Source organism: Streptomyces sp. NBC_00289 (assembly GCF_041435115.1).
GTDB lineage: Bacteria > Actinomycetota > Actinomycetes > Streptomycetales > Streptomycetaceae > Streptomyces.
In genome coordinates this window covers 6,043,830-6,064,683 of record NZ_CP108046.1, presented here as the reverse complement: position 1 = coordinate 6,064,683, position 20,854 = coordinate 6,043,830, and the positions used below count along the sequence as shown (strand labels likewise).

Annotated in this window: 20 protein-coding genes; 6 read left to right on the top strand and 14 right to left on the bottom strand. The window is 71.8% G+C overall.

Annotated elements, in window-relative coordinates; all coding sequences use genetic code 11:
• Positions 1–21: 21 nt before the first annotated feature.
• From OG985_RS27510 to OG985_RS27495, 4 genes are all read right to left on the bottom strand, one after another.
• Positions 22–1,149 (bottom strand): dipeptidase, encoded by a 1,128-nt coding sequence (locus OG985_RS27510; protein WP_371671013.1) that lies wholly within the window; start codon positions 1,147–1,149, stop codon positions 22–24.
• Between the two features lie 177 nt (positions 1,150–1,326).
• On the bottom strand, positions 1,327–2,505 hold the full coding sequence (locus tag OG985_RS27505) for a dipeptidase (protein WP_371671012.1): 1,179 nt from the start codon (positions 2,503–2,505) through the stop codon (positions 1,327–1,329).
• Positions 2,506–2,510: 5 nt separating this feature from the next.
• Positions 2,511–3,038, bottom strand: coding sequence for a 5-(carboxyamino)imidazole ribonucleotide mutase (purE, locus tag OG985_RS27500; RefSeq protein WP_371671011.1), 528 nt, complete (start codon positions 3,036–3,038; stop codon positions 2,511–2,513).
• The gene (locus tag OG985_RS27495; protein WP_371671010.1) at positions 3,035–4,174 is read right to left on the bottom strand and encodes a 5-(carboxyamino)imidazole ribonucleotide synthase; all 1,140 of its coding nucleotides are present in this window, start codon (positions 4,172–4,174) and stop codon (positions 3,035–3,037) included. The genes purE and OG985_RS27495 overlap by 4 nt, the downstream gene beginning before the upstream one ends.
• Before the next feature lie 230 nt (positions 4,175–4,404).
• Between OG985_RS27495 and OG985_RS27490 the strand changes: the two genes are divergently transcribed.
• A complete protein-coding gene (locus OG985_RS27490; RefSeq protein ID WP_371671009.1) occupies positions 4,405–4,956 on the top strand; it encodes a GtrA family protein in 552 nt (183 codons plus the stop codon).
• Positions 4,957–5,068: 112 nt separating this feature from the next.
• Here the strand turns inward: OG985_RS27490 and OG985_RS27485 are convergent, their stop codons facing one another.
• Both OG985_RS27485 and OG985_RS27480 read right to left on the bottom strand, forming a co-directional pair.
• On the bottom strand, positions 5,069–6,352 hold the full coding sequence (locus OG985_RS27485; RefSeq protein WP_371671008.1) for an ATP-binding protein: 1,284 nt from the start codon (positions 6,350–6,352) through the stop codon (positions 5,069–5,071).
• A gap of 180 nt (positions 6,353–6,532) precedes the next feature.
• On the bottom strand, positions 6,533–7,210 hold the full coding sequence (locus OG985_RS27480) for a response regulator transcription factor (protein ID WP_371671007.1): 678 nt from the start codon (positions 7,208–7,210) through the stop codon (positions 6,533–6,535).
• 557 nt (positions 7,211–7,767) lie between these two features.
• On the opposite strand from OG985_RS27480, the gene OG985_RS27475 reads away from it, so the two are divergent.
• Entirely contained in the window at positions 7,768–9,273 is a 1,506-nt protein-coding gene (locus OG985_RS27475; RefSeq protein ID WP_371671006.1) for a peptide MFS transporter, read from the top strand.
• A gap of 99 nt (positions 9,274–9,372) precedes the next feature.
• Here OG985_RS27475 and OG985_RS27470 read toward each other — a convergent pair whose 3' ends face one another.
• The 6 genes from OG985_RS27470 to OG985_RS27445 form a co-directional block, all read right to left on the bottom strand.
• Positions 9,373–10,620 (bottom strand): hypothetical protein, encoded by a 1,248-nt coding sequence (locus OG985_RS27470; protein ID WP_371674513.1) that lies wholly within the window; start codon positions 10,618–10,620, stop codon positions 9,373–9,375.
• Between the two features lie 71 nt (positions 10,621–10,691).
• Positions 10,692–11,789, bottom strand: coding sequence for a hypothetical protein (locus OG985_RS27465; protein ID WP_371674512.1), 1,098 nt, complete (start codon positions 11,787–11,789; stop codon positions 10,692–10,694).
• 38 nt (positions 11,790–11,827) lie between these two features.
• On the bottom strand, positions 11,828–12,703 hold the full coding sequence (locus tag OG985_RS27460) for a hypothetical protein (protein WP_371674511.1): 876 nt from the start codon (positions 12,701–12,703) through the stop codon (positions 11,828–11,830).
• A 294-nt stretch (positions 12,704–12,997) separates the two neighbouring features.
• On the bottom strand, positions 12,998–13,708 hold the full coding sequence (locus OG985_RS27455) for an LPXTG cell wall anchor domain-containing protein (RefSeq protein ID WP_371671005.1): 711 nt from the start codon (positions 13,706–13,708) through the stop codon (positions 12,998–13,000).
• 149 nt (positions 13,709–13,857) lie between these two features.
• On the bottom strand, positions 13,858–14,364 hold the full coding sequence (locus OG985_RS27450; protein WP_371671004.1) for an ATP-binding protein: 507 nt from the start codon (positions 14,362–14,364) through the stop codon (positions 13,858–13,860).
• A gap of 200 nt (positions 14,365–14,564) precedes the next feature.
• On the bottom strand, positions 14,565–14,969 hold the full coding sequence (locus tag OG985_RS27445; RefSeq protein ID WP_371671003.1) for an STAS domain-containing protein: 405 nt from the start codon (positions 14,967–14,969) through the stop codon (positions 14,565–14,567).
• 239 nt (positions 14,970–15,208) lie between these two features.
• Between OG985_RS27445 and OG985_RS27440 the strand changes: the two genes are divergently transcribed.
• Both OG985_RS27440 and OG985_RS27435 read left to right on the top strand, forming a co-directional pair.
• Complete coding sequence (locus tag OG985_RS27440; protein WP_371671002.1) at positions 15,209–16,177, top strand: RNA polymerase sigma factor SigF; 969 nt, start codon at positions 15,209–15,211, stop codon at positions 16,175–16,177.
• A 242-nt stretch (positions 16,178–16,419) separates the two neighbouring features.
• The gene (locus tag OG985_RS27435; RefSeq protein ID WP_371671001.1) at positions 16,420–17,976 is read left to right on the top strand and encodes a ricin-type beta-trefoil lectin domain protein; all 1,557 of its coding nucleotides are present in this window, start codon (positions 16,420–16,422) and stop codon (positions 17,974–17,976) included.
• 46 nt (positions 17,977–18,022) lie between these two features.
• On the opposite strand, the gene OG985_RS27430 is transcribed toward OG985_RS27435, so the two are convergent.
• Positions 18,023–18,430 (bottom strand): ATP-binding protein, encoded by a 408-nt coding sequence (locus tag OG985_RS27430; protein ID WP_371671000.1) that lies wholly within the window; start codon positions 18,428–18,430, stop codon positions 18,023–18,025.
• A gap of 196 nt (positions 18,431–18,626) precedes the next feature.
• On the opposite strand from OG985_RS27430, the gene OG985_RS27425 reads away from it, so the two are divergent.
• Together OG985_RS27425 and OG985_RS27420 are read left to right on the top strand one after the other, a co-directional pair.
• Positions 18,627–19,478, top strand: coding sequence for a helix-turn-helix domain-containing protein (locus OG985_RS27425; protein WP_371670999.1), 852 nt, complete (start codon positions 18,627–18,629; stop codon positions 19,476–19,478).
• Between the two features lie 8 nt (positions 19,479–19,486).
• Positions 19,487–19,711 carry a DUF397 domain-containing protein gene (locus tag OG985_RS27420; RefSeq protein WP_371670998.1) on the top strand — a complete coding sequence of 75 codons (225 nt, stop codon included), beginning with the start codon at positions 19,487–19,489 and terminating at the stop codon, positions 19,709–19,711.
• On the opposite strand, the gene hutI is transcribed toward OG985_RS27420, so the two are convergent.
• A complete protein-coding gene (gene hutI / locus OG985_RS27415; protein ID WP_371670997.1) occupies positions 19,674–20,846 on the bottom strand; it encodes an imidazolonepropionase in 1,173 nt (390 codons plus the stop codon). The two genes, OG985_RS27420 and hutI, sit on opposite strands and share 38 nt — an antisense overlap.
• Between the last annotated feature and the right edge of the window lie 8 nt (positions 20,847–20,854).

The following is a 20,854-nucleotide window of genomic DNA, read 5'->3' as shown; positions in this document are numbered from 1 at the left end:
CTGCCCGGCGCCCCGGTCCCGCTAGCCGTCGAGCTCGCTGATCTTGGCCGTGGACGGCTCGCGTCGCATCTGTGCGGCGCGGGCCGTGAAGTCGCCGTCCCGCAGCACCCTCTGCACGTTTCCCCAGGTCAGCATGGCGATGTCGGCCTCGGACCAGCCTCGCCGGAACAGCTCGGCGACGAGGTGCGGGTAGCGGGAGGCGTCACGGAGGTCCCACGGGTGAGCGGTCCCGGCGTCGTAGGTGCCGGACAGGCCGACGCACTCCGGGCCGGCGAGCCCGCGGACGTGGTCGAGGTGGTCGGCGACGTCCCGGACGGTCGTGCCGGTCTGTTCGGCGGTCAGCGGCACCATGCACAGGCCCTTCGCGGTGCCCAGCTCGGCGAGCAGTTCGTCGGGGAGGTTCGCCGGGTGCGGGCGCAGGGCGCGGGCGGCGGAGCGGGTGCACAGCACTGGTGCCTTGGAGACGCCGAGGACGCGCCGGATCGTGTCCGCGGAGGCGCCGGAGAGATCGGCGAGGACACCGAGACGGTTCATCTCGCGCAGCACCTCCTCGCCGAAGCGGGTGAGCCCCTCCTCGCTCGCCCAGGACGCCCCGGTGAGCGTCAGGACGCGCAGCCCGAGGGCGTGCAGGGAGCGCAGGATGCCCAGCGAGTCGCCGAGCGACGCGGCCGAGGCGGGCCCCAGCAGGACGGCGACGCGGCCGCAGTTGCGCACGTCGGTGACCTGTCCGACGGTGTGGGCCAGCCGCAGCCCCTCGGGGTGGTTGCGCACCACCGTCTTCACCAGGTCCAGCTGGTCCAGGGTGGCGCCGACGGCCCGCTCGCCCTGTAGTCCCTCGGGCAGGTGCAGCGACCAGAACAGCGCGCCCACGTGGCCCTCGCGCAGCCGCGGCAGGTCCGTGTCGACCGCGCACTCGCCGAGTTCCAGGTCGAACCAGTGCAGGTGGCGCAGCGCCCAGGGAAGCCCGCTGTACCCGTCGGCGACGGGGTGCACGGCGAGGAGGGCGTGAGCCCGCTCCAGGGGGGCGTCGTCCGGGTCGGACACGGCGGCGTGGGGCTCCGCCGCGAAGGGGTCCGCGGGGGGCTCGGACGGGTCGTCGAGCGCGTCGACCTCTGGGGCTGTGTGCAGTTCGTCCTGGAGGTCTGCCATGGCGGGCTCCGTACGTCGTGAGCTACGGCGTGATCGTCCTGATCTCCGTACCGTCACCGTCGCACGGCGCCCGGGGGGCTTCCCGGTGGGTGGGGCCGTTCGGGGGTACGCCACCGGGGCTCCCCGGTCCCTGGAGCGGGCCGGAGAGGCCCCGGTGGCGAGGCCGACGAGGCCCGGTCAGCCGTCGAGCGACTCGATCGTCGCGTTGGACGGTCCCCGCGTGGCCTGGAGGTCACGGGCCACGTCCTCGGCCACGCCCAGCACCCGTACCGCGTTCTGCCAGGTCAGCTTGGCCAGGTCGGCCCGGGACCAGCCGCGGTCCAGCAGCTCGGCGATCAGGTTGGGGTAGCCGGAGACGTCACCCAGGCCGTCCGGGGTGAAGGCCGTGCCGTCGTAGTCGCCGCCGATGCCGAGGTGGTCGACGCCCGCCACCTCACGCATGTGGTCGAGGTGGTCGGCGACCGTCGCGACCGTGGCGACCGGGCGGGGGTTGGTCTCCTCGAAGGCGCGGTGGACCTTCATCGCCTCGGCGGTGGTGTCGAGGTGGTGGAAACCGTGCACGCGCATGTTCTCGTCGGCCGCGGCCGTCCAGTCGACCGCCGCCTGCAGCACGAACTTCGGCACGAAGGTCACCATCGCCATGCCGCCGTTGGCGGACAGCCGCTCCAGTACGTCGTCCGGGATGTTGCGCGGGTGGTCGCAGACGGCCCGCGAGGAGGAGTGCGAGAAGATCACCGGCGCGGCCGTGGTGTCCAGCGCGTCCCGCATCGTCGTGGCCGCGACGTGCGAGAGGTCGACGAGCATGCCCTCGCGGTTCATCTCCCCCACCACCGCGCGGCCGAAGGCCGACAGGCCGCCGACGCCGGGCTCGTCCGTCGCCGAGTCCGCCCAGTCCACGTTGTCGTTGTGGGTGAGGGTCATGTAGCGCACGCCGAGCGCGGCCAGGGCGCGCAGCGTGGCCAGCGAGTTGGCGATGGAGTGGCCGCCCTCCGCCCCCATCAGGGAGGCGATACGGCCCTCCGCGCGCGCGGCCTCCATGTCGGCGGCCGTGAGCGCGGCGCGCAGGTCCGCCGGGTGGCGGGCGATGAGCTGCCGTACGCAGTCGATCTGTTCCAGCGTCGCGGGGACCGCGCCGGGCAGGTCCGAGCGGACGTACACCGACCAGTACTGCGCCCCGACGCCGCCCTCACGCAGACGCGGGATGTCGGTGTGCAGGTGCGCGTTCTGGTGGACGGCGATGTCGCGGGCGTCGAGGTCGTAGCGGACCTGTTCGCGCAGTGCCCAGGGCAGGTCGTTGTGCCCGTCGGCGACGGGGAACTCGCGCAGGAGTGCCCGGGCTTCGTCGAGCGAGGTCATCCGCGTCACTTCCCGAAGCCGAAGCCGCCGCCGGTGCCCGCCTCGACCTTGGAACGCAGCCGCTTGCCCTTCTCGGTGGCCTGGTCGTTGAGGTCCTGCTGGAACTCCCGCATCCGGCCGAGGAGTTCCTCGTCGTGGGCGGCGAGGATGCGGGCGGCGAGGAGACCGGCGTTGCGGGCGCCGGCGACCGAGACGGCGGCGACCGGGACACCGGCCGGCATCTGCACGATCGACAGCAGCGAGTCCATGCCGTCGAGGTACTTCAGCGGGACCGGGACGCCGATGACCGGCAGCGGGGTGACCGAGGCCAGCATGCCCGGGAGGTGGGCGGCGCCGCCCGCGCCCGCGATGATCACCTTGAGCCCGCGGTCCGCGGCCTGCTCGCCGTACGTGATCATCTCGCGGGGCATGCGGTGGGCGGAGACGACGTCGACCTCGTACGCGATCTCGAACTCGTCGAGGGCCTGGGCGGCGGCCTCCATGACGGGCCAGTCGGAGTCCGACCCCATGACGATGCCAACTACAGGGCTCATTCGGTGATCGTGCCTCTCAGATAGCCGGCAGCGTGACGGGCGCGCTCCAGCACGTCGTCCAGGTCGTCGCCGTAGGTGTTGACGTGGCCCACCTTGCGTCCGGGCTTCACGTCCTTGCCGTACATGTGGATCTTCAGCTGGGGGTCGCGGGCCATGCAGTGCAGGTACGCGGAGTACATGTCGGGGTAGTCCCCGCCGAGGACGTTGACCATGACCGTCCACCTGGCGCGCGGACGCGGATCGCCGAGCGGGAGGTCGAGGACGGCCCGGACGTGGTTGGCGAACTGGGAGGTGATCGCGCCGTCCATCGACCAGTGGCCCGAGTTGTGCGGGCGCATCGCGAGTTCGTTGACGAGTACGCGGCCGTCGCGGGTCTGGAACAGCTCGACGGCGAGGTGGCCGACGACACCGAGTTCCTTCGCGATCCGCAGCGCCATCTCCTCGGCCCGCAGCGCCAGCGCCTCGTCCAGGTCGGGGGCGGGCGCGATCACGGTGTCGCACACGCCGTTGACCTGCTGCGACTCGACGACCGGGTAGGCCACGGCCTGGCCGTGCGGCGACCGTACGACGTTGGCGGCCAGCTCGCGGACGAAGTCGACCTTCTCCTCGGCGAGCACCGGGACGCCCGCGCGGAACGGCTCGGCGGCCTCCGCCGCGGAGCCCACGACCCACACGCCCTTGCCGTCGTAGCCGCCCCGGACGGTCTTGAGGACGACCGGGAAGCCGTCCCCTTCCGCGGCGAAGGCCGCCACGTCGTCGGGGTCGCTCACCAGGCGGTGCCGTGGGCACGGCACACCGATCGCGACCAGTTTCGCCCGCATCACACCCTTGTCCTGGGCGTGCACGAGCGCGTCGGGGCCGGGGCGGACGGGGATGCCGTCCGCCTCCAGTGCCCTGAGGTGCTCGGTCGGGACGTGTTCGTGATCGAAGGTGATCACGTCGCAGCCCCGCGCGAAGTCACGCAGCGTGTCGAGGTCGCGGTAGTCGCCGATGACGACATCGCCGACGACCTGCGCCGCGGAATCCTGAGGGGTGTCACTGAGGAGCTTGAATCTGATGCCGAGCGGGATGCCCGCCTCGTGTGTCATACGAGCGAGCTGGCCACCGCCGACCATGCCGACTACCGGAAACGTCACGCCCCCAGGGTATCGGCCACGCCACGGCGGCCGGATTCCGCTCCTCGCCCCGGCCTCCCGCGGGGGCCCCGCGCGGTCACGGACTGCGCTCTTACCGGTCGTTTCCCGGCTTCTTGCCGACCTGTTTCCGTACTCTTCCCGGCCCTGTGACCTCATCCACAGGTGTTTGCGGAAGGGGGTGGTTAGCATGGCTGGGTTGACGAAACCGAAAGACGGGGGCCTGGACAGCCATGGAACGTAGTTCCTCGGGGCTTCATACGGCGCCCCCGACGCCCCGCAGCGCGGCGCGCGAGCGCCTCGACCGGCTGACGCGCGAGATCGCGAAGTTCGGCGCGGTGGGCGGGGTCGGGGTGCTGGTCAACCTCCTCGTGTTCAACCTCGTACGGCACACGACCGACCTGCAGGTGGTGCGGGCGAGCGTGATCGCCACGGTCGTCTCGATCGTCTTCAACTACGTCGGTTTCCGGTACTTCACCTACCGGGACCGCGACAAGAGCGGGCGCACCAAGGAACTCGTGCTGTTCCTGCTGTTCAGCCTGGTCGGGCTGGTCATCGAGAACGGCGTGCTCTACACGGCCACGTACGGCTTCGGCTGGGACAGCCCGCTGCAGAGCAACATCTTCAAGTTCGTGGGCATCGGCGTCGCGACGCTGTTCCGGTTCTGGTCGTACCGCACGTGGGTGTTCCGGGCACTGCCGGCCAAGGAGGCCGTGGCCAGCGCGGAGTCGTTCCTCGAGAAGGCGGTCACCAGGAAGCCCCGCACCCGGCAGCGCGTGGGCTGACCCGACCCCGGCGCACCACCGGCGGTCCCCCGCTACCGGACGTGGGTTCCGTCCCCCGCTACCGGACCGTGGGTTCCGTCGCCCGCTAGCGGACCGTGGGTTCCGTCCCCCACTACCGGACCGTGGGTTCCTCGTCCTCCGGCGTCACCGCCGCCGCCTTCTTCAGCGGCGTACGCGACAGGAACAGGCCGAACACCGGCGGCAGGGTCTGGAGCATCTCCAGCCGTCCGCCGTCCGCCTCCGCGAGGTCCCGGGCCACCGCCAGTCCGATGCCCGTCGAGTTGCGCCCGCTGATCGTCCGCTCGAAGATCCGCGCCCCCAGGTCGGCGGGGACACCGGGCCCCTCGTCCGTGACCTCGACGACGGCCTGGTTGCCGGTGACGCGGGTACGCAGCGCCACCGTGCCGCCGCCGTGCATCAGCGAGTTCTCGATCAGCGCGGCCAGCACCTGGGCGACCGCGCCCGGTGTGCCCACCGCCCGGAGGTGCCGCTTGCCGGAGGTGACGATCGCGCGGCCGACGTTCCGGTAGGCGGGGCGCCACTCGGCGAGCTGCTGCTGGATGACCTCGTCGAGGTCGAAGGAGACGGCGTTGCCGGTGCGGGGGTCGCGGGAGTTGGTCAGCAGCCGCTCCACGACGTCCGTCAGGCGCTCCACCTGCGTCAACGCGACGTTGGCCTCCTCCTTCACGGTGTCGGGGTCGTCGGTGAGGGTGATCTCCTCCAGGCGCATGGACAGCGCGGTGAGGGGCGTACGGAGCTGGTGGGAGGCGTCGGCGGCGAGGCGGCGTTCCGCCGTCAGCATGCGTCCGATGCGCTCGGCGGAGGCGTCGAGGACGTCGGCGACCCGGTCCAGCTCGGGGACGCCGTACCGCTTGTGGCGGGGGCGCGGGTCACCCGAGCCCAGGCGTTCGGCGGTCTCCGCGAGGTCGGTGAGCGGGGAGGCGAGGCGGTTGGCCTGGCGGATCGCGAGCAGCACCGCGGCCACGACCGCGAGCAGCGCCACAAGGCCGATGATCAGCAGGGTGCGGCCGACCTCCCGGGTCACGGAGGAGCGGGGCTCCTCGACGCTGACCGTCTCGCCCTCCTCGCCGTCGGCCTTGCCGCGGATGACCTCACCGGTGGGCCTGGCGCCGATCTCGATGGTCCGCTCCCCGGGGATGCGGATCTCGGCGTAGCGCTCCTGCGCGACCTGGTCCCGGAGGATCTGCGCGTCCACGATCTCCGAGCTGAGCAGGCGGCTGTCGACGATGCTGGCCAGCCGCTGCGCCTCGGAGTCCACCCGCTCCTGGGCGCTGTTGCTGATGGTCCGGGTCTCGACGATGACGAGGGAGACGCCGAAGACGGCGATCACCACGAGCACCACGGCGAGGGTGGACTGGATGAGACGACGACGCACGGGGCCCTCCGGCCGGTGGCTTGGTGACTACCAGTGTGGCGCGACCGCCAGGGGCACGGGGAACCGCGCGCCTCGCCCCGACGCCTCGCGGACGCCCACCCGCGGGAGCCGCGACGGACGCCGTGCACGCGGCCGCCCGGCCCCGCCCCGGCGCCGGCGGCAGTGGTCGGCGCCGTGGCCCTAGCTCTTCTCGAACCGGAACCCGACGCCGCGCACGGTCGCGATGTAGCGGGGGTTGGCCGCGTCGTCGCCGAGCTTCTTGCGCAGCCACGAGATGTGCATGTCGAGGGTCTTGGTGGAGGACCACCAGGTGGTGTCCCAGACCTCGCGCATCAGCTGGTCGCGGGTGACGACCCGGCCGGCGTCGCGCACCAGGACCCGCAGCAGGTCGAACTCCTTGGCGGTGAGCTGGAGCTCCTCGTCGCCCATCCAGGCGCGGTGCGACTCGACGTCGATGCGCACGCCGTGGGTGGCGGGCGGCTGCTGCGGTTCGGCGGCGCCGCGCCGCAGCAGGGCCCGGACGCGGGCGAGCAGTTCCGCGAGCCGGAAGGGCTTGGTGACGTAGTCGTCGGCGCCCGCGTCGAGTCCGACGACGGTGTCCACCTCGTCGGCGCGTGCCGTCAGGATGAGGATCGGGACGGCCAGGCCCTCGGCGCGCAGCCGGCGGGCCACCTCCAGCCCGTCCATGCCGGGCAGGCCGAGGTCGAGCACGACCAGGTCGATGCCGCCCTGGACACCGGCGTCGAGCGCGGTGGGGCCGTCCTCGCGCACCTCGACCTCGTAACCCTCCCGGCGCAGGGCGCGGGCCAGCGGTTCCGAGATGGACGCGTCGTCCTCGGCGAGCAGTACACGGGTCATGAGCTGATGGTAGTCCGCGGAAGACCTGAGCCGGAGTGTGATCGGCGGCTGTGATTCTTACCTGGGGACATGCCGGACTCGTCCGGTGGGACCCGCCGTCGCCGCACCGCCCCGGATCCTTCACACCGCCTCCCCGAGGCCTGGCACGAACCTGCGTCTTCGGGGTGCGATCCTGAGAGGAACCTTGGAAATGCGCCTGCGGTTGCAGCGACACCTGTGATCCGTGTCTCAAGTCCTTCCATTTCCCGCTCTGTCCTGCCGTATGGTGAATGCACGCCTGTAGCACCTTGAGGCCCTTTGGCGGCAATTGACGCTGAGGGTCACTTTTGTGTGCGGGCCGGTTCTCGCCGGCCTCGAAAGGAATGACCTGTGGCCGGGCCTCACAGCGCATCGACGCGCGCAGAGGCATGGATCCCGGTGACCGTCGTCCGCCGCCCCGCGACCCGGGGCGGACTCCCCGTGGGCGTGGGGTGGACGTCCGGTCCGGCCGGTGCCGGCCGCCCCCCACCGGGCGCGCATTCGCTCCGATAGCGCGTCCCGACCAGCAAGGAACGACCATGGCGTCCAGCCTGACGAAGGACTCGGTGACTCCGGGCACCCCCGGTTCCGACAAGACCTTCTTCGGCCACCCCCGCGGACTGGCCACACTCTTCATGACCGAGATGTGGGAGCGCTTCTCCTACTACGGCATGAAGGCTCTCCTCCCGCTGTACCTCGTCGCTCCCAACGGCCTGCACCTCGACGCGGCGACCGCGATCACCATCGCCTCGGTGTACGTGTCGCTGGTGTACCTGCTCGCCCTCCCCGGCGGCTGGTTCGCGGACCGCGTCCTGGGTCCCCGCAAGACGGTCGCCCTCGCGGGCGTGATCATCATGCTCGGCCACCTGACCCTGGCGATCCCCGCCGCCGGCGTCTTCTACGTCGGCCTGGCTCTCGTGGCCCTCGGCTCGGGTCTGCTGAAGGCCAACATCTCGACGATGGTCGGCCACCTCTACGACGGTCCGAACGACCCGCGCCGCGACGGCGGCTTCACCGTCTTCTACGTCGGCATCAACACCGGCGCCTTCGCCGCGCCGCTGATCATCGGCACCGTCGGCGAGAAGGTCAACTGGCACTTCGGCTTCGCGCTGGCCGCGCTCGGCATGGCGCTGGGTCTGGCCCAGTTCCTGCTCGGCAGCCGCCACCTGAGCGACCGCAGCGACCTCGTGCCCACGCCGATGTCCACCGAGGAGAAGTCGGCCATCCTGCGCAAGGGCCTGACCTGGCTCGCCGTCGCCGGCGTCTTCTACGCCGCCGTCGGTCTCTCCGGCCACTTCACGCTCAACTGGGCCATGATCCCGCTCACGCTCATCGGTCTGATCGTGCCGATCTGGGTCATCGCCCGCATCAAGCGGGACCGGGACCTGGACACCACCGAGCAGTCGCGGGTGTCGGCGTACATCTGGTTCTTCGTGGCCGCGGCCGTCTTCTGGATGATCTACGACCAGGGCGCCACCACACTCTCGATCTTCGCCGACTCCTCGGCCGACAACAGCGTCCTCGGCTGGGACTTCCCGGTCTCCTGGTACCAGTCGGTGAACCCGGTCATGATCATGGCCGCCGCCCCGGTCTTCGCCTGGCTGTGGCTGTGGCTGAACCGGCGCGGCAAGGAGCCGAGCACGGCCGTGAAGTTCGCCGTGGGACTGACCCTGGTCGGCGCGTCGTTCTTCCTCTTCCTCGCCCCGCTGGCGATCGCCGGGGACGGCCACAAGGCAGCGGCGATGTGGATCGTCGCGATCTACTTCCTCCAGACGCTCGGCGAGCTGACGCTGTCCCCGGTGGGCCTGTCGGTCACCACGAAGATGGCGCCGGCGAAGTACGCCTCGCAGATGATGGGTGTCTGGTTCCTCGCGGTCACCGCGGGCGACTCGGTCACCGCGCTGCTCTCCAACCCGGCCGTCGGCGGTGTCAACCTCGACAGGAGCGGCTTCGTGGCGATCGAGGCCGTGCTCGCCGTGCTCGCCGGTGTCGCGGTGTACATGTTCCGCAACAAGGTCAAGGCCCTGATGGGCGACGTCCGCTGACGCCTGCCGGCTCGACGTACGGAAAGGGCCGCCGCACTCCGGTGCGGCGGCCCTTTCCGTCCCTCTGTTCCGTCCGGTCAGCCCCTGCGTTCCGTCCGGTCAGCGCGACTGCCGCCGGGGCAGGAACGTGAAGACCGCCCCGCCCAGCAGGACGGCCGTGCCGGCCACCAGGCCGAGGGCCTTGAGCGCACCGTGGTCGCCGGCACCCGTCTCGGCCAGGCCGCCGCCGGTCGACGAACCCCCGGAGGACGAGCCCCCGGAGGACGAGCCGCCGGACGCGCCGCTCGCCTGTTCTGTCGTGTCCAGGGTCAGCGAGACCAACGCCGTCGTGGGTGTGCACGTCGTGGTCGTGCCGAGGGCCCTGATCGTCAGCACGCCCGGGGAGAGGGTCGACTCACCGCTGGCGCCCGGCTTGTAGGTGCCGGTCAGGTCGGGGATCGTCATCGGGTCGCCCGTCTTGATGGGCGCGGAGTTCAACGGCCCCTCCACGTGCACGGTGCCGGTGTCCGCGCCGCCCAGGACCACCTCCATCGACGGCTTGACCGAGTCCTTGGGGATGTCGGCCGGGCTGTCCATCACCGACTTCTTGAACTGCACGGTGAGGTCGTAACTCCCGCCGCTCTTCTTGGCGTTGATCTGTACGGGCGAGGTCGCGTCCTTGTCACCGATGGGCGTCACGCACTTGTAGGGGACCTTGACCTCCTTGCCGGTGAAGTCCGTCTGCCCGCTGCCCGTCCCGTCACTCGCGCTCGCGGTGTCGCTCGGCGTGGTGGTCGGGGTGGTGGTGGGCGTGGACGTCGGGGTCGTGGAACCGGTCGGGGTGGGGGTCGTCGTCGAAGTCCCTTCGCCCGCCGTCACGTTGATGGTCGCGGCCGGCTGCACGGCTTCCGTGGGCGCGCACTTCGTGTCCGTCGACATGACGTTGACGGCGTACGCGTCCGGGGTCAGCGTGACCGCGCCGGGCGCCGTCAGCTTGAGCGTGCCCTTCATGTCGGACAGCACCATGTCACCGCCCTTGGGGATGGCGGGGTTCTCGCGCGGGCCCTGCATCGCGATGGCGGCGGTCTGCGCGCCCGCCGCCTTCAGCGTGCCGGACGGCTGGACCGAGTCCTTCGGCAGGTCGATGAGGTCGGGGTTCTTCGAGGCGGCCTGGACGAACTTCCAGACCACCTGGACCTCGTCGCCGACCTTCGCCGTGGCCGGCGCGGTGATCTGCACCTTGGCGGTCCCCTCGACGGGTTCGAGGCCGACGCCCGCCGGCGGGACGCACTTGGTCGCGTACGCCACCTCCGCGGCCTGGGCGGGCCCGGCGGCCACGCCGAGCAGGGCGCCCGCGCCGCCGAGCACGAGGGCGACGCAGACCGCGCCCGCTCTCTGTCCGCGGCGCGGACCGGCCGGTGCGGCTCTCCTTGGCTTGCTCACGTGGTTCCCTTCCTGGTCGGAGTCGTGGGACTCGTCGGAGTCCCGGGACTCGGTGAGGTCGCAGGGCTCGTCGAGGTCGCAGGACTCGCCGAGTTGTCGTCGTGCGGTGCGGAGAGCCGGCCAGGCGTGCCCGGATCGGAGTCCGGGCTGAACCACGGCAGGGTCGTTGTGGGGGGAGGTCCGGCCGCGGGGGCGCGTGACCCGGGCAGCCGGCGGGGGAGTTGGGGCAGGCGCGGGCCGCGGTGGCGGACACCGCCCGGGCGGCGCGGCCGTACCCGGTCCACCACGGCCATCCCGACGCGGAACAGCGCGGCCGGCACGACCACACAGACCAGGACCCAGAACAGGGTGACGCCCCAGGGCCGGCCCACGCCCCAGGGCTGCTCGGCGAGGACCTTGCCGCCGTACTTCAGCGAGACGGTGTAGTCGCCGTGCGCCCCTGACGACAGCTCGATCGGCAGCTCGATACGGGCCTTCCCGCCGGGCGGGACCGTGCCGCGCCACTGCCGGTCCTCCCACTGCGGGGCGAACACGCCGTGCGAGGTGCCGATCTGGAAGACGGGGTTCTTGACGGCGGAGGTGCCGACGTTGCCGACGGTGAAGTCGAGCGTGCGGCCGGGCGGCCCGCCGAACCAGGTGAGCAGGCCGCTCGACCCGTCGAGCCGGGTGTCGGTGAGGACGGACAGACGGCCGCCGCCCGACTCCGCGGGCAGCGGTTCCACCGCGTGTCCGGCCACCTGGAAGACGGCGTCCGCCTCGGCCGCGGCCCCGGTCACCGTCGCCACGTGCACCACGCACGGGCACGGTACCGGCGGCTCGGTGACCGGCAGCTTCCTGGCGAACCGTCCCTTGGCGTCGGTGGTGACGGCCCGGCCGTCCGCGTTGGCGCAGGAGTTGGTGCCGCCGACCACCCCGCGCGAGGGCACCGCCTGCCCGCAGACCAGCAGCATCAGCAGGGCGTGCGGCCGCCATCCGCCGCCGGTGACGGTGATCGAGCCGCCCGTCCCGGCCTGGGCCGCGGAGAGCTTCACGCTCGGCCCGTCCGCCGCCGCGACGCCCGCCAGGGGCGCCAGCAGCAGGCCGAGCACCGCCATCAGCACCGCCGCCCGCACCCTGCCGCGCCCTGTGCCGCTCACGTCACCACTCCCGTCAACTCGTCCTCGGAACGGGGGTTTTCACGGGGGCTTTCACGGCGGCTCTCGGACACCGCGCCGCCGTCGGACGTACGCCGCCCGCGTTGTCGTACGACGGTCAGCGCGGCGAGCACCGCCACCGCGGTCCCGGCCCCCGCCACCGTGCCCCACGGCACGAACCTCGCCGAGGTGTCCGCCGTGTCCCGCGCCCCGCCCGCCGCCGTCACCGTCAGCCGTACCTCGACCGCGTCCAGGGCGGGCCGGCCGGACCAGGGCTCGCTGAGCGCGAGCCGGCGGCCCGGCGGCAGGTCGACGGGCAGGGTGCGCGGCGCGCGGTCGAGGAGGGTGCCGAACACCCCCTCGGCGCGCACGGCGAGCCGCGGTACGAGGACGGTCGTCCCGCGGTTGACCAGTTCGTACGTGATGCGGTCGCCGTGCACGGCGAGGTGCTCGACGGTCAGCGCGGACAGCGCCGGGCCGCCGACGCGCAGCCGGACCGGCACGGACCGGGAGCGGCCGTCGGCGTCGCGGACGACGATCGTGCCGGCGTGGTCGCCGGGGGCGGCGCCGGCCGGGACGCGCACCGTGAACGGGACGTCGGCGCGGGTGCGGGCGGGGACGCGCAGCCCGGGGTCGGCGAAGGTGACGCGCAGTCCGGTGGCGCCGAGCCGTACGGTGACCGGTTCGCCGCCCCGGTTGACCACGGACACCGTGTCCTGCAGGACCGTCCCGGGGGCGCCCTCGGCGTAGAAGGCGGGCCGCCCGCCGCCGGCGGGCACGACGGCCCACCCCTGGGCGGCCGCGGCGGCCGGGCCGGCGGCCGACAGGACCAGCGTGGGCAGGGCCAGCACGGCCGCCAGGCACAGCGGCGGCAGCACGGACCGCGCGGTCGGGTCTGGCGGGTTCGTCGCGGGCGGGTCCGGCGCGGGTGGGTCCGTCGCCGGCGGGTTCGTCGCGGGCGAGTCCGTCGCGGGCAGGTCCGTCGCGGGCAGGTCCGTCGCGGGCGAGTCCGTCGCGGGCAGGTCCGCCGCGGGCGAGTCCGTCGCGGGCAGGTCCGCCGCGGGCGGGTCCGTCGCGGGCGGGTCCGTCGCGGGCGGGTTCGGCGCGGGCGGGGGCTGGGCGCGGGTGGGGGACGGCATGGGCGGCTCCGGCGTCGTACGGACGTCCTGTCAGCGGCGCACTCGCGCCGTCTGGTTCCTGCGCGTCAGCCACAGCGTGCCCGCCGCGCCCGCGAGCAGCACCGTGCCGCCGAGCGTGCCGAGGGCGACCGCCGAGTCGTCGGGGCCGGTCTGCGGGAGTTCGGCGCCGGAGTCGCCGCCGCTCTGCGGTGTCTCCGTGGAGCCACCGCCACCGCCTCCGCCCGCCGCCGTCACGTCGAGTGTGAGCGACGCCTTCGGGCTGTTCGTCGGCGTGCACGTGGTCGTCGTACCGAGCGCCTTGATGGTGAGCACGCCCGCCGTGAAGGTGACCTTTCCGGTCTTCTTCGGGGTGTACGTGCCCGTCAGGTCGTTGATCTTGATGGGGGTGTCGGCGGGGATCGCGGCCTGGTTGGCGGGGCCGGTCACCGAGACCGTGCCGCTGTCGGCGCCGCCCAGTTTGATGGTGGCGCTCGGCTTCATCGCCCCCTTGCCCAGCTCGACCGGGCTGGAGGAGACGCCCTTCTGCCAGGACATGGTGAGTTTGTAGCCGCTGCCGCTCTTGACGCCCTTGATGTCGATGGGCGAGACGGCGCTCTTGTCCCCGATCGGTGTCTTGCACTGGTAGTTGACGTCGACGACCTCGGCGTGGGCTGCTGGGGCGGCCATCAGCACCGCCGAGCCGGCCAGGGCCGCGGCGGACGCGAGCGCGGCGGTTCGTTTGTGGAACGTCCGGTTCGACACGGTCCCCTCATTCCTGAAGGCATTTCTGACGGCACATCAGATCGGCCGTCAAGGTACGCCGGGGGCCCTGAGGAAGGAAGACACAGCACGCGCCGGATCTGTGGCGATCCGGCGCGCGTGGTGTGACGTGTGAAAAGGTCCGGCAACGACTAGGCGGGTGCGCCCAGTTCGGCCCAGACCGTCTTGCCCGTGCCCCCGGAGGTCCGTACGACCCCCCAGTCCAGGCAGAGCCGCTGCACGATGAACATGCCGTGGCCGCCGGGGCGTCCGGCGCGGTGCGGAGTGCGGGGGGCCGGCTGGCCCGCGCCCTTGTCGGAGACCTCGATACGGATCACCTTGTTGTCGCAGGAGATCCACAGCTCGTCGGGGCCGTCGGCGTGCAGGCAGGCGTTGGTGACCAGCTCGGAGACGACGAGCAGGACGTCCTCGGCGGCGGCGCGCCGGTCGGCGGTGGTCGCCGGCATCCAGTCCCAGGCGTACAACGCCTGGCGGGTGAAGTCGCGGGCCAGCGGAACGACACCGCTCTGCCCGTCGAAACTGAGTCTGCGGACCTGACGACCCCCCGAAGACACGGCCGCGCCTCCCTCGGACACCCCGGAAGCACCGCTGGGCTCCGGGCCGCGGTCGCCCGGCGGGTAAGGCCGGGTGGTGCTCATCAGCGCTTCACCTCACCGATTCACCAGTTCACGATTCACAGGTCACCACACGGTCGGTACGGCATTGGGTACGGAGGTCTCCTGCCCGACGGAACCCGCAGAACACCCCTGATCCGGCACGAAACCTCGTGACGCCTGAAAAACGCCGGTCACAGGGGGCCACCGGGACACGGGCGGCCGACTCGCTCGACACGATCGGCTCAGCCCTCCCCGCCGCCTCCGCCGCCACTGCCCGGCTCATCGACAAGGGCCGCCTCGACACTGTCATGAACAGTGAAGACGGCATCCGCCCCCGTGATTTCGAACACGCGTGCGACCACGGGCAGCATGCCCGCGAGATGCACTCCGCCCCCGGCCGCCTCCGCCTTGAGTCGCGCACCGAGCAGCACGTTGAGCCCGGTGGAGTCGCAGAACTCCAGGCGTGAGCAGTCGACCACCAGTCGACTGAATCCCTTGGCGAGGCAGTCCTCGAGTGGCTCGCGCAACAGATCGGCGGTGTGGTGATCCAACTCACCCGCCGGGGTCACGACGGCACTGGAGCCCTCTTCCCGCACTTCAACCAGAAGCCGGCCAGACTGTGCGCTGCCGACCGTCCCGCGGTCCATGCCGTCTCTCTCTCCCGACGTCGTGGCTGCTGACTGACGACCTCGAACACTACGCCTTCAAAGCGCGCTTCAACACCCGAACATCCACCCGCAAACGGACATTTCCGCACAAAACGCACTTGCGGTGTGCTCGGGAAAGCAGGTAGGGCTAGTAGGGACACGAACTCGACACGGCCGGCTTTGGAGGCGCCGCACACCGTAGTGCACACACCGGCTTCGGCAGCCATATGCCGAGAACGATGGAGGACATCATGTCACCCCGGCTCGACGCATCGCGTACCCAGGATGCGACGTCGACATCCCCCCCGGAACATCTGAATCCCATCGAGCGCGACGACGCACTCGTCGGCGTGGTGCCGAACGACCGGGACGACCTGTACGGCAGGCACGACCAGGACGACGCACTCGCCGGACTCCCGGAGATCCCCCCGTTCGACGAGGTGGGGCCGGTGGACGCGCGGGCTCTGTCCAAGACCCTCTTCGAGCGGCTCGGTTCGCTGGAGGAAGGCACCCGCGAGTACTCGTACGTCCGCAACACGCTCGTCGAACTGAACCTCGCCCTCGTCAAGTTCGCCGCCTCCCGCTTCCGCTCCCGCAGTGAGCCGATGGAGGACATCATCCAGGTCGGCACCATCGGCCTGATCAAGGCGATCGATCGCTTCGAACTCAGCCGCGGCGTGGAGTTCCCCACTTTCGCGATGCCAACCATCATCGGGGAGATCAAGCGCTTCTTCCGTGACACCTCCTGGTCCGTGCGCGTACCGCGACGGCTTCAGGAACTCCGGATCGACCTGGCCAAGGCCGGCGACGAACTGGCGCAGCGGCTGGACCGCGCGCCGACCGTGGCGGAGCTGGCGGAGCGCCTCGGCCTCTCGAACGACGAGGTCGTCGAGGGCATGGCCGCGTCGAACGCGTACACCGCCTCCTCGCTGGACGCCCAGCCGGAGGAGAACGACGCCGAGGGCGCCCTCGCCGACCGCATCGGTTACGAGGACCACGGCATCGAAGGCATCGAGTACGTGGAGTCGTTGAAGCCGCTGATCGCCGGACTCCCCTTCCGGGAACGGCAGATCCTCTCCCTGCGCTTCGTCGCCAACATGACGCAGTCGGAGATCGGTGAGGAGCTCGGCATCTCGCAGATGCACGTGTCGCGGCTGCTGTCGCGGACGCTGGTGCGGCTGCGGAAGGGCCTGACCCTGGAGGAGTAGGACCGTCGAGCCCGGTGGAGCCCGGCTCCTCCGGCCGACGCCCTCGTCGTGAACGCGGTGTGTCCGGTGCCCAAAACGGGCGGCGGGCGCACCGCGTTCGACGTCATGATCAGGCCGTTCACCGGTTACCCCCAGAAACCTCTTTTCCCACGGGCCGCCTTCCCTCACTATGGCACCCTCCAAACTGGCCGGTCCGTCAGGACCGGGCCGGACCACGTCACCGGGGGCGAGGAGGCAGGTGCATGGCTCGGGCCGACGGGAGCGACAACGAGGTCGAGGCCGGAGGCGGTTCGTACGCGGGCGGCTGGGCCGGCGCCTCCGACGCGCGGCTCACCGAACTGCTGCGCGCCGACACGGCCGCCGCGTATCCGGCTCTCCAGGAACTGCGGGCCCGGCACCGGCCGGCGGTCCTCGCCCACGCCCGCCTGTGCACCACGAGCGAGTCCATGGCCCGGCAGCTGGCGGCCCAGGCGTTCATGCTCGCGGCCCGGGAGACGGCGCGGGGCACCGACCCCGGCGTCCCGTGGCGGCATCAACTCCTGTTGCTGGCCGGTCGGGTGGCCGCGTCCTGGGCCGGGGACGAGCGGGCCGCCGGACTCGACGCGGGCCTGCTCCTGGTGCTGAACACGGCGCCGCCCGGCGGCCCGGTGCCGCCCATGCTCGGCGCGTTCCAGTCACTGCCGGCCCGGGCTCAGGGTCTCGTCTGGTACGGGATCGTGGAGCAGGAGGCGGCGGACCGCACGGCCGGTTTCCTCGGCCTCACGCGCGAGGACGTCGTGTACGGCACGGAGCAGGCGCTGCAGGCCCTGGCCCAGACCTGTCTGCGGTTCCGCCTCGCCGCCTCCGACGACCCGCGCTGCGGCGACTTCCGCCGGCTCATCGAGGAGTCGGTACGCCCGGACAACCCGCGCGACAGCACCGACCTGCACGCCCACATGACGCACTGCCCGCACTGCACGACGGCCTACGAGGAACTGTCCGCGCTGCGGGACAACCCGCGCCCGGCCCTGGCCGAGGGCCTGCTGCCGTGGGGCGGCACGGCGTACGTCACCGCCGAGGCGCGCGCGCCGCAGCGCCTCGACAGCCGGACGAAGCCCGGGCCCTGGCCGCCGTCCCGCCGCTTCGTGCTGGCCTCGGCCGCGCTCGGGGTGGCCCTCGCCCCGCTGCTGGTCCTGCTCATCGCGCAGGGCGGCGGTGGCCCGGCCGGACAGTCGGCGGCCGGAACGCCCGCACCGGCCGGGCAGCCGCCGGTGACGGTGACCGCGACCGTGCCGGTGACCCCGTCCCCGTCCGCGACCAGCCAGTCGCCCTCGCCGACGCGGAGCCCGTCCCCCTCGAAGAAGGCACCGTCGAAGTCCCCCTCCCCCAGGCCCACGCCCTCGTCGACGCCTCCGCCCGGCGCCACGTTCGCGCAGGTGGTGAACGTCGCCTCGGGCCTGTGCCTGGACATCCGCGACGGCGACCTGGAGAAGGGCACGGACGTCGTCACGGCCCCGTGTGCCGCCTCCAGCACCCAGCGGTGGCGTGTCGACTCCGCACGCGGCGTCCTCCAGTCGTCCGCCGACCCCGACTTCTGCCTGGACAGCCGCGGCTCCGTGGACGACGGCGTCGGCATCTGGGAGTGCGACTCGGTCGACGGGGACCACGGCGACAACCTGCGCTTCACCGTGGACGACGACGGCGTGATCCGCCCGGCCGTCGCCATCGCCACGGCCCTCACCCCGGCAAGCGGCGACGGCCTGTCCCTGGACCGACTGAGCGGCGGCACGGAGCAGAGGTGGCGGGCGGGGGCGGTGTGAGGGGCTTCGGGGGCGGCGCGGCGAAGTCGCGCCACGAGTCGACCGTCTAGGCCGCCACCATGTCGCACCACACGTACTTGCCCCGGTTGCCGAACCGGGACAGTGGCTGCCAGCCCCATACGTCCGCGCAGGCCCGGGTCAGGGCGATGCCGCGGTCACCCTCCGCCTCCGCCAGGTCCTCCAGCCGCCCGACCGGCTCCGGTGGTTCCGGGTCGGTGTCCCACGCGCCGATCCGCAGCACCCCGGGCGACCAGCGCACCCGTAGCGCGGCGGGACCCTTCGTATGGCGTACGGCGTTGGAGACCAGCTCCGAGGCGATCAGCTCGGCGGCGTCCGCGAGGCGGATCAGACCGTGCAGCGTCAGGATCAGACGCAGGGTGCGTCGGCAGACGGTGACGGCGCGGGGGTCGTTGGGGATGTAGAGGGAGTACTCCCAGGGGTCGCGTTCGGACATGCGTCGGCTCCAGTCGGGTCGTGGGGTGAGCACGGGCGGTGGCATGCCTCACCGTCATGGCAGGACGGAGCGGTGCGCTTCCGCAGCGTGGGCGTTGCGTCACTGACGGTAAGGCATTAATTTCTGCCCCTGCAACCGACTGCCGTAATCTGACACCCGAAAGTGGCACGACAGCAGGCATGTTGGGGAGAGGCGCATGGCAGCGAGGACCCATCCCACCGCGCGCCAGATGCGCCTTGGAGCCGAACTGCGCAAGCTACGCGAAGCCGCGGGTCTCAAAGCCCGCGAGGTGGCGTCATTCCTGAACTCGACGTCGGCTCAGATGAGTCAGGTTGAGGCAGGCATCGCAGCGGTGAGCGCGGAACGCATTCGCCGCCTCGCAGCCCACTATGCCTGCGCGGACGAAGCGCTGACCGACGCTCTCGCAGCCATGGCGGGCGATCGCACGCGTGGCTGGTGGGACGAGTATCGGGGAGTTCTCCCCCAAGTGAATCTGGACGTGGCGGAGGCGGAGCACCATGCCACGTTCCTGCGCGAGGTCGTCATCACTCACGTTCCTGGGCTGCTCCAGACCCCCGGCTACGCCCGAGCTGTGTTCCGATACATGCGCCCGGAGCTACCCGAGAGCGAGCTGGTACCCCGGGTGGAACACAGGCTGCGGCGACGCGCCGTCATCGAGGGTGGCCACCCCACCCCGTACGAGACGATCGTCCACGAGTTCGCGCTGCGCGTCCGAGTGGCCGACCGTCAGGCGTCCCTCGTTCAACTCCGTTGGCTGCTCGACCAGATCGAGCAAGGGCACACGACTATCCGCGTCATCCCCACCGACCAGGACGGCTTCGCCGGCGCCGACGCCTCGATGATGTACATGGGCGGGCCCGTACCCCAACTGGACACCGGAGTGCGTGACGCTCCAACCGGCACCCTGTTCATCGATGCGGAAGCCCAGCTAAAACGGCTCCGAACACTCTTCCGTACGGTGGAGCAGGCGTCCCTAGAACCCACAGCGTCACGGGACTTCATCCACCGCCTGACCAAGGAGCTGTGAGTCCCGCCATGGAGCACGCTTTGAACTGGCAGAAGTCCACGTTTTCCGGCGGCGGCGAGGGAAACACCTGCGTCGAGGTCGCCGCCACCCCCACCGCCGTCCAACTCCGTGAGAGCGACAGCCCCGCCGTCGAACTCACCACCGACATCGCACCCTTGGCGCATCTCATACGGGGGCTGAAGTCGGGGTCGGCCGTCAGAGTTCGCGTGTGCCCCGGCGCCACACCCCGCTGACCAGCGGTACGCCGGGCCGGTAGGCCAGGTGTACGTGGCTCGGGGCGTCGAGGAGGAGGAGGTCGGCGCGGGCGCCGGGAGTGATCCGGCCGATGTCGTCGCGGCGCAGGGCCGCCGCGCCGCCCGCCGTGGCCGACCACACCGCCTCGTCGGGTGTCATCCCCATGTCCCGCACCGCCAGCGCGATGCAGAAGGGCACGGAGGAGGTGAACGACGAGCCCGGGTTGCAGTCCGTGGAGAGGGCGACGGTGACGCCCGCGTCGAGGAGACGCCGGGCGTCCGGCCAGACGGCGCGGGTGGAGAACTCGGCGCCCGGCAGCAGCGTGGCGACGGTGGCGCCGCTCGCCAGGGCGTCCACGTCGGCGTCCGTCAGGTGGGTGCAGTGGTCGGCGCTGGCCGCGTCGAGTTCGACGGCGAGCTGCACGCCGGGGCCGTAGGACAGCTGGTTGGCGTGGATGCGCGGGTGCAGCCCCTTCGCCTTGCCCGCGGTGAGGATCGCGCGGGCCTGGTCGCCGTCGAAGGCGCCCTTCTCGCAGAAGACGTCGATCCAGCGGGCGTGCGGGGCGCAGGCGTCGAGCATCTCGCCGGTGACGAGGGCGACGTACGCGGCCGGGTCGTCGGCGAAGTCCGGCGAGACGATGTGCGCGCCGAGGTAGGTGACCTCGTCGGTGTGGCGGGCGGCGATGCGCAGGGCGCGGGCCTCGTCCTCGACGGTCAGGCCGTAGCCGGACTTCGTCTCGAAGGTGGTCGTGCCCTGGCGGAGGGCCTCGGCGAGGTAACGGGTGAGGTTCGCCTCCAGTTCCCCGTCCGTGGCGGCGCGGGTGGCGGCGACGGTCGTACGGATGCCGCCCGCCGAGTAACTCCGGCCGGACATCCGGGCGTTGAACTCCTGGGTGCGGTCGCCCGCGAAGACCAGGTGGGAGTGCGAGTCGACGAAGCCCGGGAGCACCGCCCGGCCGCCGGCGTCGACCCGGTTGTCAGTGGCGGGTGCTTTGCTTGATTCACCGGTCCACACGATGCGGTCGCCGTCCATGACGACGGCCGCGTCCTGGACCAGTCCGAGGGCTGAGCCGTCGCCGAGGGAGGGGTCGTTGGTGATCAGCGTGGCGATGTTGGTGATGACGGTGCTGCTCATGGCGTCGT

Bases quoted from the DNA above. Each gene is read 5' to 3' on its own strand.
- hutI (WP_371670997.1), bottom strand. From the start codon at position 20,846: ATGAGCAGCACCGTCATCACCAACATCGCCACGCTGATCACCAACGAC.
- OG985_RS27445 (WP_371671003.1), bottom strand. From the start codon at position 14,969: ATGGACCGCGGGACGGTCGGCAGCGCACAGTCTGGCCGGCTTCTGGTT.
- OG985_RS27435 (WP_371671001.1), top strand. From the start codon at position 16,420: ATGGCTCGGGCCGACGGGAGCGACAACGAGGTCGAGGCCGGAGGCGGT.
- OG985_RS27490 (WP_371671009.1), top strand. From the start codon at position 4,405: ATGGAACGTAGTTCCTCGGGGCTTCATACGGCGCCCCCGACGCCCCGC.
- OG985_RS27430 (WP_371671000.1), bottom strand. From the start codon at position 18,430: ATGTCCGAACGCGACCCCTGGGAGTACTCCCTCTACATCCCCAACGAC.
- OG985_RS27505 (WP_371671012.1), bottom strand. From the start codon at position 2,505: ATGACCTCGCTCGACGAAGCCCGGGCACTCCTGCGCGAGTTCCCCGTC.
- OG985_RS27425 (WP_371670999.1), top strand. From the start codon at position 18,627: ATGGCAGCGAGGACCCATCCCACCGCGCGCCAGATGCGCCTTGGAGCC.
- purE (WP_371671011.1), bottom strand. From the start codon at position 3,038: ATGAGCCCTGTAGTTGGCATCGTCATGGGGTCGGACTCCGACTGGCCC.
- OG985_RS27465 (WP_371674512.1), bottom strand. From the start codon at position 11,789: ATGGCGGTGCTCGGCCTGCTGCTGGCGCCCCTGGCGGGCGTCGCGGCG.
- OG985_RS27510 (WP_371671013.1), bottom strand. From the start codon at position 1,149: ATGGCAGACCTCCAGGACGAACTGCACACAGCCCCAGAGGTCGACGCG.
- OG985_RS27450 (WP_371671004.1), bottom strand. From the start codon at position 14,364: ATGAGCACCACCCGGCCTTACCCGCCGGGCGACCGCGGCCCGGAGCCC.
- OG985_RS27480 (WP_371671007.1), bottom strand. From the start codon at position 7,210: ATGACCCGTGTACTGCTCGCCGAGGACGACGCGTCCATCTCGGAACCG.
- OG985_RS27420 (WP_371670998.1), top strand. From the start codon at position 19,487: ATGGAGCACGCTTTGAACTGGCAGAAGTCCACGTTTTCCGGCGGCGGC.
- OG985_RS27440 (WP_371671002.1), top strand. From the start codon at position 15,209: ATGGAGGACATCATGTCACCCCGGCTCGACGCATCGCGTACCCAGGAT.
- OG985_RS27475 (WP_371671006.1), top strand. From the start codon at position 7,768: ATGGCGTCCAGCCTGACGAAGGACTCGGTGACTCCGGGCACCCCCGGT.